The 11,857-nt window shown below is 71.9% G+C and carries 10 protein-coding genes; 4 read left to right on the top strand and 6 right to left on the bottom strand.

Going from position 1 to position 11,857, the window contains the following annotated elements; translation table 11 throughout:
- Positions 1-210: 210 nt before the first annotated feature.
- From ACFV61_RS28455 to ACFV61_RS28445, 3 genes are all read right to left on the bottom strand, one after another.
- On the bottom strand, positions 211-1,185 hold the full coding sequence (locus ACFV61_RS28455) for a hypothetical protein (RefSeq protein ID WP_079135655.1): 975 nt from the start codon (positions 1,183-1,185) through the stop codon (positions 211-213).
- A gap of 291 nt (positions 1,186-1,476) precedes the next feature.
- Positions 1,477-2,697: an acetyl-CoA C-acetyltransferase gene (locus ACFV61_RS28450; RefSeq protein ID WP_380494664.1), complete on the bottom strand. Its 1,221-nt coding sequence runs from the start codon at positions 2,695-2,697 to the stop codon at positions 1,477-1,479.
- 62 nt (positions 2,698-2,759) lie between these two features.
- Positions 2,760-3,842 (bottom strand): SGNH/GDSL hydrolase family protein, encoded by a 1,083-nt coding sequence (locus ACFV61_RS28445; RefSeq protein ID WP_380494662.1) that lies wholly within the window; start codon positions 3,840-3,842, stop codon positions 2,760-2,762.
- Positions 3,843-4,098: 256 nt separating this feature from the next.
- Between ACFV61_RS28445 and ACFV61_RS28440 the strand changes: the two genes are divergently transcribed.
- The 3 genes from ACFV61_RS28440 to ACFV61_RS28430 all read left to right on the top strand — a co-directional run bounded on the left by ACFV61_RS28440 (position 4,099) and on the right by ACFV61_RS28430 (position 7,834).
- The gene (locus tag ACFV61_RS28440) at positions 4,099-5,499 is read left to right on the top strand and encodes a cystathionine beta-synthase (protein ID WP_063348022.1); all 1,401 of its coding nucleotides are present in this window, start codon (positions 4,099-4,101) and stop codon (positions 5,497-5,499) included.
- Positions 5,500-6,010: 511 nt separating this feature from the next.
- Positions 6,011-6,346 carry a hypothetical protein gene (locus ACFV61_RS28435; protein ID WP_063348021.1) on the top strand — a complete coding sequence of 112 codons (336 nt, stop codon included), beginning with the start codon at positions 6,011-6,013 and terminating at the stop codon, positions 6,344-6,346.
- Positions 6,347-6,538: 192 nt separating this feature from the next.
- Positions 6,539-7,834 (top strand): Ig-like domain-containing protein, encoded by a 1,296-nt coding sequence (locus ACFV61_RS28430; RefSeq protein WP_380494659.1) that lies wholly within the window; start codon positions 6,539-6,541, stop codon positions 7,832-7,834.
- Between the two features lie 16 nt (positions 7,835-7,850).
- On the opposite strand, the gene ACFV61_RS28425 is transcribed toward ACFV61_RS28430, so the two are convergent.
- Both ACFV61_RS28425 and msrA read right to left on the bottom strand, forming a co-directional pair.
- The gene (locus ACFV61_RS28425) at positions 7,851-8,213 is read right to left on the bottom strand and encodes a cupin domain-containing protein (protein WP_063348019.1); all 363 of its coding nucleotides are present in this window, start codon (positions 8,211-8,213) and stop codon (positions 7,851-7,853) included.
- Positions 8,214-8,352: 139 nt separating this feature from the next.
- Entirely contained in the window at positions 8,353-9,018 is a 666-nt protein-coding gene (gene msrA, locus ACFV61_RS28420) for a peptide-methionine (S)-S-oxide reductase MsrA (RefSeq protein WP_063348018.1), read from the bottom strand.
- Positions 9,019-9,189: 171 nt separating this feature from the next.
- On the opposite strand from msrA, the gene ACFV61_RS28415 reads away from it, so the two are divergent.
- The gene (locus ACFV61_RS28415; protein ID WP_063348017.1) at positions 9,190-10,344 is read left to right on the top strand and encodes a cystathionine gamma-synthase; all 1,155 of its coding nucleotides are present in this window, start codon (positions 9,190-9,192) and stop codon (positions 10,342-10,344) included.
- Positions 10,345-10,516: 172 nt separating this feature from the next.
- Here the strand turns inward: ACFV61_RS28415 and ACFV61_RS28410 are convergent.
- A partial coding sequence (locus ACFV61_RS28410) for a collagen binding domain-containing protein (RefSeq protein WP_380494657.1) occupies positions 10,517-11,857 on the bottom strand: 1,341 nt, incomplete at its 5' end.

The following is an 11,857-nucleotide window of genomic DNA, read 5'->3' as shown; positions in this document are numbered from 1 at the left end:
CGATCCGACAACCGCTCACCCGCACACGACTTGACCTGCCCCACCCTCGCCACACCACAACCAACGAGACAGACACACCAAAGTCACTGGCATTGCGGCTAGGCCCTGTCCGGACACGCCGAAGGCCGGCCGGGTCGGTAACCCCTTGACCCGGCCGGCCTTCGGCGTGCTGCGCTGTGTGTGCCGTGCTGCCGCGCTGCTGGGGCGGCGTCAGATGCTGGCGACCACCCGGTCGGCGAGGACGTAGACGGCCTCCTCGTCGGTGGAGAAGGTCAGCGAGTACGAGCCGGAGAAGCGCGAGCCGCCGAGCAGTCGGACGTGCTCACCGGCACGGACCGCGTCGATCAGCCGGTAGGCGGCCTCCCGGTCGCCCGGGGCCACGCAGAGCGTGGTGCCGTCGGCGAAGGCGTACACGTCCAGGGTGCCCAGCGGGCCCGGGCGGACGTCGATCAGGGCGACGGCCTCGTCGGCGAGGGTGGCCAGCCGGGTATCGGTCCACTCGCGGGACGGCGCCTGGCTGGGCACGAAGTCGGGGTGGGAGGGGTGGCGGCGCGGGTCGGGTGCGGCGACCGGGGCGTCCTCGACGGCCTGGTCGGCGTCCAGCAGCCCGGCCTCCAGGCCGGTGGCCAGCAGGTCGGCCTCGCGGCGGGCGCGGGCGTCCCCGGTGGGCTCGGCGGAGCCGGTGGAGGCGGCGGTGGAGCCGGCGGAGGAGGTGCCGGAGCCCTGGCCGGGGAACGGCGACGAGCCGCCCTCGGGGCCGGGCTCGGCGGGGCCCTCGTTGATCAGGTCCTCCAGCGCGGAGCGCAGCGCCTCGCCGAACTCCGGGTCCATGGTGCCGGCGTTGTCGACGGCGTCCTGCGGGCCGGTGGGGCGGGGGAAGAACAGCGGCCACTCGTCGGTGCTGGCGAACGCGCCGGTGTACGGGGAGTCGAACAGCGGCGCGTCCTCGGCCGCGCGGGCCTCCTGCTCGGCCCAGAACGCCCGGGCCTCGGTGATCTCCCGCTCGCGGTCGGCGGCGAGTGCCTCGGTGACGGCCTGGCGTATCGCGGCCTGGTCCACCGGGGCGGGTGCGGCCTGGGCCGCGGCCTGCGCGTCCAGCCGGCGGGAGAGTCCCCGGAGGTGGAGCAGCACGGCGGTCGACACGGTGATCAGGATCAGCAGCAGGATGGTGTAGACGGCGCTCACGGAACGTACTCCTAGCGAGGAGCGGAACGGGGTTACGTGTCCACACTGCCGCATCCGGGGCTGTTGCCGCAGTGGCGAATGTCTAATTTGTGGGGGACTTTCGCTCTTGTCCCCAAATTGTTAGGTAACACCGTTCTACGCAGTGGAGTTGATCCGCTCCGCAGTGTCGATTTCCGGGCCGAAAACGAGCGAAAAGAGGGCCGGATCGACCTCGCGATGTGATCCGGCCCTCAATTACTCACGGTCACTCCAAATGGGTGGTCCAGACCCTTTCGGGGTGGCTCGGCGGGGTCAGCTGAGGCGCTCGATCACCATCGCCATGCCCTGGCCGCCGCCGACGCACATGGTCTCCAGGCCGAACTGCTTGTCGTGCCACTGCAGCGAGTTGATCAGGGTGGTGGTGATCCGGGCGCCGGTCATGCCGAACGGGTGGCCGACGGCGATCGCGCCGCCGTTGACGTTCAGCTTGTCCAGGTCGATGCCGAGATCCCGGTAGGACGGGATCACCTGGGCGGCGAAGGCCTCGTTGATCTCGACCAGGTCGATGTCGTCGATGGTCAGGCCGGCCCGCCGCAGCGCCTGCCGGGAGGCCTCGACCGGGCCGTAGCCCATGATCTCGGGGGAGAGCGCGCTGACGCCGGTGGAGACCACCCGGGCGAGCGGGGTGATGCCCAGCTCCCGGGCCTTGGTGTCGGACATGATGACCAGCGCGGCGGCGCCGTCGTTCAGCGGGCAGCAGTTACCGGCGGTCACGGTGCCGTCCGGTCGGAACACCGGCTTCAGGCCGGAGACGCCCTCCAGCGTGACGCCGGCGCGCGGGCCGTCGTCCTTGCTCACCACGGTGCCGTCCGGGAGCGTCACCGGGGTGATCTCGCGCTCCCAGAAGCCGGCCTTGACGGCGGCCTCGGCGAGGTTCTGCGAGCGGACGCCGAACTCGTCCTGCTCGGCGCGGGTGATCCCCTTGAGCGCGGCCAGGTTCTCGGCGGTCTGGCCCATCGCGATGTAGGCGTCCGGCAGCAGGCCGTCCTCGCGCGGGTCGTGCCACTCCCCGCCGCCCTCCTCGGCGCGCTTGGCGGTGCGGGCCTGGGCCTCGTCGAAGACCGGGTTCGTGGTGCCCGGCATGCCGTCCGAGGTCCCGTTCACGCTGCGCGAGACGGTCTCCACGCCGGCCGAGAGGAAGACGTCGCCCTCGCCGGCCCTGATCGCGTGCAGTGCCATCCGCGTGGTCTGCAGCGAGGACGAGCAGTAGCGGGTGATGGTGGCGCCGGGCAGGTAGTCCATGCCCATCTGGACGGCCACGATGCGGGCCAGGTTGTGGCCCTGCTCGCCGCCGGGCAGGCCGCAGCCGAGCATCAGGTCGTCGATCTCGCGCGGGTCGAGCTGCGGGACCTTGGCCAGCGCGGCCTGGATGACGTGGGCGGTCAGGTCGTCGGGGCGGACGTCCTTGAGCGAGCCCTTGAAGGCCCGGCCGATCGGCGAACGGGTGGCGCTGACGATGACGGCTTCGGGCATGGCGGGCTCCTCGCTGGGTGACGGCGGACTGGCGTCCGGGAGGAAAGTTACCGCCTGGTAGATCAGGCGTCACCCGTCCCGGCGTGTGAGCTGGCCGACGTGTCGCCGGCCTCTGGAACGGCTCCTTCCCGGGCCTCCTCGGGCGCCCACGAGCCGGGCAGCCCGACCCGCAGCCGGTGGCGCAGCAACGCCCAGCGGCGGCCGGCGCCCTCCGTCTCGACGGCCGCGACCTCGGTGCCCGAACGCCCGGCCGCGGCGGCGGCGGCCATCGCCACCGGCAGCACCGTCCCGCCCGGCACGGGTGCGGCCGGGCGCTCCTCCTCCGGCCAGAGGCCGAGCGCGGCGCACACCGAGGGCAGCACGGCCATCGCGGCCGTCGCGTAGCCCTGGGCGGACGGGTGGTAGCGGTCGGCGGCGAACATCTCCGGGCGCGCCGCGAACTCCGGGCCCAGCAGCGAGCCCAGCGAGACCGTCCGGCCGCCGGCCTCCACGACCGCGATGGTCTGCGCGGCCGCCAGCTGGCGGCTCAGCCGGCGGGCCACCCAGCGCAGCGGCGGGTGCACCGGCTTGATCGTCCCGAGGTCCGGGCAGGTGCCGACCACCACCTCGCAGCCGTTCGCCCGCAGCGCCGCGACGGCCTCGCCGAGCTGGCGGACGGCCAGCTGGGCCGGGCTGTGCCGGGTCACGTCGTTGGCGCCGATCATGAGCACGGCGACGTCCGGGTGGTGCGGCAGCGCCTGCTCCAGCTGGCCCGAGAGGTGGGCGGAACGGCCGCCGGAGCGGGCCACGTTGACCAGCCGGACCGGGCGCTCGGCCACCGAGGCCAGGCCCGCGGCCAGCAGCGCACCCGGGGTCTCCCGGGCCCGCAGCACACCGAGGCCGGCGCCGGTGGAGTCGCCGAGGACGGCCAGCACCAGCGGCGGCTGCGTGGCGGCGGAGCTGTCGGCGAAGGCCTCGCCGTAGACGCCGTCGGCCTTGGGCGGATCGCCCTCCAGCACGCCGATGGCCTGGATCGCCAGCTTGCTCTCGGTGAGCAGCACGCCCACCAGTCCCACGCCCAGCAGGCCGAGCCCGCCGCCGCCGTACGCCGCCGCGGTGGCGATCCGGCGGGCCACCCGGGCCCGCGAGTCCTGTGCCCCTGGCATCCGATGCCCCCTTCGCGTCCTGGTGCCGCCCCCTCCGGGGCCATGGCGATGCCTGCACCCCCCTCCTACCCGCGCGGGGGCCGGGGCTACCTGCGGGGCTGGGCCATTGGGGGAGGGGGGCGGGTGGCGGGGCCGCCGCGCGGGGCCGGGGCGGGGCGAGGGGCGGGTGGGGCGGAAGGGCGGGCTGGGGCGGGCGGCACGGCCTAGGCTTTGCAGTACCGAAAGCACTCGCATGCCCACAACCGGGAGGACCCCCGTGCGGTACCACAACTCGATCATCGACCTCGTCGGCAACACGCCGCTGGTCAAGCTGAACAAGGTCACCGAGGGCATCAGCGCGACAGTGCTGGCGAAGGTCGAGTACTTCAACCCCGGCGGCTCGGTGAAGGACCGCATCGCGATGCGCATGATCGAGGCCGCCGAGGCCTCGGGCGCCCTGAAGCCGGGCGGCACCATCGTCGAGCCGACCTCCGGCAACACCGGTGTCGGCCTGGCGATCGTGGCCCAGCAGAAGGGCTACAAGTGCATCTTCGTCTGTCCGGACAAGGTGTCCACCGACAAGATCAACACCCTGCGCGCGTACGGCGCCGAGGTGGTCGTCTGTCCCACCGCCGTGGCCCCCGAGCACCCGGACTCGTACTACAACGTCTCCGACCGGCTCGTCCGGGAGACCCCGAACGCCTGGAAGCCGGACCAGTACTCCAACCCGGACAACCCGGCCTCGCACTACCACTCCACCGGTCCGGAGCTGTGGGAGCAGACCGAGGGCCGGATCACCCACTTCGTGGCGGGCGTCGGCACCGGCGGCACCATCTCCGGCACCGGCAACTACCTGAAGGAGGTCTCGGGCGGCAAGGTCAAGGTGATCGGCGCCGACCCGGAGGGCTCGGTCTACTCGGGCGGCACCGGCCGGCCGTACCTGGTCGAGGGTGTGGGCGAGGACTTCTGGCCGACCGCCTACGACCGTGACGTCGCCGACGGCATCGTCGCCGTCTCCGACAAGGACTCCTTCCAGATGACCCGCCGCCTGGCCAAGGAGGAGGGCCTGCTGGTCGGCGGCTCCTGCGGCATGGCCGTGGTGGCCGCGCTGGAGGTGGCCAAGGGCCTGGGCCCGGACGACGTCGTGGTGGTGCTGCTGCCGGACGGCGGCCGCGGCTACCTGTCCAAGATCTTCAACGACGACTGGATGGCCGACTACGGCTTCCTGCCCTCGGCCACCGACGAGGCGCACATCGGCGAGGTGCTGGCCCGCAAGGACGCCATCGAGCACGAGGGCATCCCGCAGTTCGTCCACATGCACCCGAACGAGACGGTCGCCGAGGCGGTCCGGGTGCTGCGCGAGTACGGCGTCTCGCAGATGCCCGTGGTCTCCCCGGGGGCCGGGCACCCCGACATCATGGCCGGCGAGGTGATCGGCTCGGTGGCGGAGAAGCTCCTGCTGGAGGGCGTCTTCGCGAAGGAGATCGAGCTGACCGACACGCTGGACCGGGTGATGTCCAAGCCGCTGCCGGTCGTCGGTGCGGGCGAGACGGTCACCAACCTGATGACCGTGCTGGAGAAGGCCGACGCCGCGGTGGTGCTGGTGGACGGCAAGCCCCAGGGCATCGTCACCCGCCAGGACCTGCTGGGCTTCCTCGCCGGCCGCGCCGCGCACTGACCCGTCGGCGCCGGCCCTGACCGGCCCCGGCGGGCCCTGACCGACCCCGACCCCGCCACCGGCTCCGGTCGGCGGGGCGGACGAGGTTTCGCCCACGTTTTGCCCGCGGTTCGCCCACGGGCGAAGTGGTACACCGGCGTCACCTGCCCGCAGCACGCGGTTAACAACCGTCCGGCATCGTGGTGGTCAACGGCAAGACGCCGAGCGAGACGACGGCAACCGTCCGGGAGCGGCTCCCCGGCGGACGCGGTCGGCTCCGGACACGTCGGGCGGTCCTGACCCGGCCCGCCGTGTCCGCCCTCCAGCCCGGCAACGGGGGAGAGGGGCCTCCGCGGGAGGTGCCGTCGTCCCGCCCCTGTCCGGCTGCGGCCGGTCGACAGGGTGCGGCGGCTCCCGCGGTACTGCGCGCCGCACGGCGCGTCTCCGCGGTTCCCGGGTGGGGGAACCGAGGCGGAGAACGGCAGGGCCGGTCCTTCTCCGAGGGACCGGCCCTTCCCGTACGCTCACACGCATGACCAGCACTGAAACCACCCAGGACGAGCCGCGCTACGTCCGGCTCAAGATCGAGCTCATCGCGGAGATCACCGACGAGGGCGCGCTCAAGGCGGCCGCCCTGAAGCAGGTGACCGAGGACGAGTACCTCGACGACGACGAGCGCGCCCAGTCCGTCGACGCCATCGAGGTGGACCCGTCGGGTTCGCTCGCCCACTTCATCGACCCGGTGGCGCTGCTCGGCGACGTGCCGGGTGTCGAACTGGCCTCGGCGACCTGGGAGTCGGCGCAGACCGAGTTCGACCCCGAGAACGAGGGTTGGGACGAGTACGTGGTGGACGAGTCCGCCGAGTAGCGGCCTCGCCTCGCGAGCTCGTCACCGCTCGTGAACGCCCGGTCTGCCCCGCAGGCCGGGCGTTTTTTCCCTGTTCACCGGGAAGTTGGGTCATCTCATACGATCGCTTACCCTTCGGAGGTGGAACCGTGCACGGGCGGATTGCGTTTCTGTATCCGTAAATGCCCGGGATGATCAGCAGGGAGACGCGACGTGACGGCACGGGACGGTCAGGGGCGGGCAGGCGGAGGCAGCTGGAGCCGGCGCGGAGTGCTCGCGGGTCTGATCGGGGCGCCGGTCCTGCTGCTCGCGGCCTGCAACGACACCAAGAGCGCCGACGCCAACGGCTCGGGCGGCTCGGGCGGTTCGGGCGGTTCCGCTGGAACCCCGGGCGCCGGCAGCGGCTCCGGCGGGACCAGCAGCGCGCCGAAGACCTCGACCGCCGTCATCACCGTCACCCCTGCTGACGGTGCCGCCTCCGCCAGCTTCAGCGAGCCGGTCAAGGTCACCGTCAGCAACGGCACCCTGGGCACCGTCAAGGTCACCGACTCCACGGGCAAGGAACTGGTCGGCCAGCTCGCCTCCGACGGCGCCAGCTGGACCTCGGCCGCCGCCCCCGCCAGCGGCACCAAGTACACCGTGGCCGCCACCGCCCTCGACAAGGACAAGCTGGAGGCGGACGCCAACGCCACCTTCACCACGGCCACCCCGGCCAACACCTTCGTCGGCTACTTCACGCCCGAGGACGGCTCGGTCGTCGGCGTCGGCATGCCCGTCTCGATCACCTTCAGCAAGCCGATCACCGACCGCAAGGCCGTCCAGCAGGCGATCACCGTGATAGCCGAGCCGGGCGTCGAGATCGTCGGGTACTGGTTCTCCAGCACCCGCCTCGACTTCCGGCCGCAGGAGTACTGGGCCAAGGGCACCAAGGTCACCCTCAAGCTCCGGCTCAAGGACGTCGAGGGCGCCAAGGGCGTCTACGGCACCCAGTCCAAGGACGTCCGCTTCACCATCGGCCGCGCCCAGACCAGCGTCGCCGACCTCGCCGCCAAGAAGCTCACCGTCACCACCGACGGCCAGGTCAGCGCCGTCTACAAGATCTCCGGCGGCTCGCCCGAGCACCGCACCTGGGGCGGCAAGATGGTGATCTCCGAGCAGTTCCAGCAGACCCGGATGAACTCGCAGACCGTCAACCTCGGCAGCGAGTACGACATCGCGGACGTGCCGCACGCCCAGCGGCTCACCACCTCGGGCACCTTCATCCACGGCAACTACTGGTCCTCGTCGTCGATCTTCGGCGGCCAGAACACCAGCCACGGCTGCATCGGCCTCCAGGACGCCAAGGGCGCGCAGGACGGCAGCACGGACGGCTACAAGTTCTACAAGAGCTCCATGGTCGGTGACGTGGTCGAGGTCGTGAACTCCGGTGACAAGACCGTCGCGCCGGACAACGGCCTGAACGGCTGGAACCTCGGCTGGGCCGCCTGGAAGGCCGGCAGCGCCGTCTGACGCCGGGAGCCGCCGGTCAGCGCTTCGCGTAGTCGGCGAAACCCTGCCAGTCGACGATCACGCACGGCTCGTCGCCGACGATCCAGGCATCGTGCCCGGGCGGGCAGATCATCAGGTCGCCCGGGCCGAACTCGGTCTCCTGACCGTCGTCCATGACGATCCTCATCCGGCCCGAGACCACGTACCCGGTGTGGGCGGCCAGGCAGCTGTCGGTCTTGGCGATCGGCTTCACGTGCTTGGACCACTGCCAACCGGGGTGGAACACGGCCCGGCCCACCGGGCCGGCGTCCAGGTTGACCAGACGCAGTTCCCCCGTGCCCTCCTCGAAGGGGCGGACCTCCTCGGGGGCGTCGAAGCTCATGCGGACGAGACCGGACATGGCGCACTCCTCTCCACACGGACGGCCCGGCCGTCCAGCGAGAGGAGGAGGCAGGCCCGTCTGCTGGCCCTTCCAGTCTGCGCCCCGACCGGCGGGCGGTCACCTCGGGTGGCCGGCCCGCCGGAACGGTCACGGACGGTCAGCCCTGCGTGCGGGCCACGCCGATCGGGCAGGAGGCGCCGGTGCCGCCGAGACCGCAGTAGCCGTTCGGGTTCTTGGCGTCGGACAGGTACTGCTGGTGGTATGGCTCGGCCGGGTAGAACGGGCCCGCCGGGGCGATCTCGGTGGTGATCGGGCCGTAGCCGAGCGCGGTCAGGGCCGGCTGGAAGGCGTCCCGGCCGGCGGCCGCGGCGGCGGCCTGGACGGGGGAGTGGGTGTAGACGGCGGAGCGGTACTGGGTGCCGACGTCGTTGCCCTGGCGGTTGCCCTGGGTCGGGTCGTGCGCCTCCCAGAAGGTCTTCAGCAGCCGCTCGTAGGAGACCAGCGAGGGGTCGAACACCACCCGGACCGCCTCGGTGTGCCCGGTCAGCCCGCTGCACACCTCCTCGTACGTCGGGTGGGGAGTGTAGCCGCCCTGGTAGCCGACCAGCGTCGTCCAGACGCCGGGCAGGCGCCAGAACGTCCGCTCGGCGCCCCAGAAGCAGCCCAGCCCGAAGTCGGCCACCTCCAGGCCGTCCGGGTACGGCCCGGTGAGCGGGTGGCCGAGCACGGTGTGCGGCTCGCGCAGCGCGAAGCCCGGCGACTCCCGGCCGGGCAGCGCCTGGTCGGCGGGAACGAGCGAGGTCTTGTGGCGGTTGAACAGCACGGCCTGCTCCAGCTGGGTAGGGAGGGTTGCGCAGGATTCAACGCGGCGGGCCGCCCCCGGATTCCGGCGCCGCCCGGATTCCGCCGCCGCCCCGGTCCACGGCCGGCCCGGTTCACGGCGGGCTGGGACGTTCCGGAGGGCACCGGCCCGTACGGCCACTAGGCTCGACCCATGACCGAGCACCAGCTTCCCCAGGGCTTCGAGACCCTCGCCATCCACGCGGGTCAGGAAGCAGACCCCCAGACCGGGGCCGTCGTCACGCCGATCTACCAGGTGTCCACCTACAAGCAGGACGGGGTGGGCGGCCTGCGGGGCGGCTACGAGTACAGCCGCAGCGCCAACCCGACCCGCACCGCGCTGGAGGAGTGCCTCGCGGCACTGGAAGGCGGCGCCCGTGGCCTCGCCTTCGCCTCCGGCCTGGCCGCCGAGGACACCCTGCTGCGTACCATCCTCAAGCCGGGCGACCACATCGTGATCCCCAACGACGCCTACGGCGGCACCTTCCGGCTGTTCGCCAAGGTGCTGACCCGCTGGGGCGTCGAGTTCTCCGTCGCCAACACCCAGGACCTGGCGACCGTCCGCGCCGCGCTGCGTCCCAACACCCGCGCGGTCTGGGTGGAGACCCCGTCCAACCCGCTGCTGGGCATCACCGACCTGGCCGCGCTCGCCGAGGTCGCGCACGGCGCCGGCGCGCTGCTGGTGGTCGACAACACCTTCGCCAGCCCGTACCTGCAGCAGCCGATCGCGCTCGGCGCGGACGCGGTCGTGCACTCCACCACCAAGTACATGGGCGGCCACTCGGACGTGGTCGGCGGTGCGCTGGTGCTGGCCGACGCGAGCCTGGGCGAGGAGGTGGCGTACCACCAGAACGCGATGGGCGCCGTCTCCGGGCCGTTCGACGCCTGGCTGGTGCTGCGCGGCATCAAGACGCTGGGCGTCCGGATGGACCGGCACAGCGCCAACGCGGAGAAGGTCGCCGAGCTGCTGGCGAGCCACCCGAAGGTCAGCCAGGTGCTGTACCCGGGCCTGCCCGAGCACCCCGGCCACGAGATCGCCGCCAAGCAGATGAAGGCCTTCGGCGGCATGGTCTCGTTCCGGGTCCAGGGCGGCGAGGAGGCGGCGGTCGAGGTCTGCAACCGCGCGCAGCTGTTCACCCTCGGCGAGTCGCTCGGCGGCGTGGAGTCGCTGATCGAGCACCCGGGCCGGATGACCCACGCCTCGGTGGCCGGTTCGGCGCTGGAGGTGCCCGCCGACCTGGTGCGCGTCTCGGTCGGCATCGAGTCGATCGACGACCTGCTCGCCGACCTCAAGCAGGCGCTGGGCTAGGACGCGCCCAGAAGTCCGGAGCCTGTCGAAGATCTCCGGCCTCGGTGAGCAGTCCGGGGACCGCGATGGTCACCTGACGTGCTGCCGGCGCACTCGGCCGGAGGAGCCCCTGTCGGCTCCTCCGCCCGGTTCATTGCGTCGTGCCCTCACGCGCTCGCGCTGGAGCGGTCCTTCAGGAGCGCTTCCAGGAGGTGGGGGACGCGGGCGTGCAATCCTCGTTCGGGTCGGGCTTGCCGCGCACCAGGTCCCAGAGGTTCCATTCGCCCCACGTGGTCCATGAGTCCGCCGAGGCCCATGAGTGCGGCGGGCGCGGACACGGCTTCGGCGGGCACTTCTTGTCCTCGACCGTGACCGTCACACACGGGCAGTCCGCGGTCAGTTCGACCGTGGTCACCGCGGTCTGGGGCAGTTCGTAGCCGGGGGGAGCGGTGGTCTCCTGCCAGTAGTAGGTGCCGAACGGAAGGTTGTCCGCGGAGCAGGTGCCGTTCGCCCCGGTGGTGCAGGGGGATCCGACAGGGGTGTCGGGGTTGGTGCCGGTGGTTTGGAGGCCGGGGGTGCCGTTGGTCTCGTGCCAGAGCTGGAAGGTGGCGCCGGCCAGTGGTTGTCCGGTGGCGGAGTCGACCTTGGTGACCGTGGTGGAGCCGGTCGGGGTGGTGGTCTTGGTGTCCTGGACGGTGACGGGGATGCTCTGTCCGTCGGTGTCGAGGACCACGGTCGTCACCGCGGGCTGCGGCAGGTTGTAGCCGGGGGGTGCGGCAGTCTCCTGCCAGTAGTAGGTGCCCAGGGGGAGGCCGGTTGCGGAGCAGGTGCCGTTCGCTCCGGTGGTGCAGGGGGATCCGACGGGGGTGTCGGGGTTGGTGCCGGTGGTTTGGAGGCCGGGGGTGCCGTTGGTCTCGTGCCAGAGCTGGAAGGTGGCGCCGGCCAGTGGTTGTCCGGTGGCGGAGTCGGCCTTGGTGACCGTAGTGGAGCCGGTCGGGGCGATGGTCTTGGTGTCCTGGACGGTGATCGGGACGTTCTGTCCGTTGGTGTTGAGGACGACGGTGGTGACGTTGAGTTCCGGCAGGTCGTAGCCGTTGGGCGCCGATACTTCTTGCCAGTAGTAGGTGCCGAGGGGGAGGCCGGTTGCGGAGCAGGTGCCGTTCGCTCCGGTGGTGCAGGGGGAGCCGACGGGGGTGTCGGGGTTGGTTCCGGTGGTTTGGAGGCCGGGGACGCCGTTGGTCTCGTGCCACAGCTGGAAGGTCGCGCCGGCCAGGGGCTGCCCGGTGGCGGAGTCGACCTTGGTCACGCTGGTGGACGCGGTCGGAGCGGTGGCTTTGGTGTCCTGGACGGTGATCGGGACGTTCTGTCCGTTGGTGTTGAGGACGACGGTGGTGACGTTGAGTTCCGGCAGGTCGTAACCGGGGGGTGCGGCGGTTTCCTGCCAGTAGTAGGTGCCGAGGGGGAGGCCGGTTGCGGAGCAGGTGCCGTTCGCTCCGGTGGTGCAGGGGGAGCCGACGGGGGTGTCGGGGTTGGT

The organism is Kitasatospora sp. NPDC059817, assembly GCF_042731835.1.
Classification (GTDB): Bacteria; Actinomycetota; Actinomycetes; order Streptomycetales; family Streptomycetaceae; genus Kitasatospora.
This window is presented reverse-complemented; position numbering and strand designations above follow the sequence as displayed.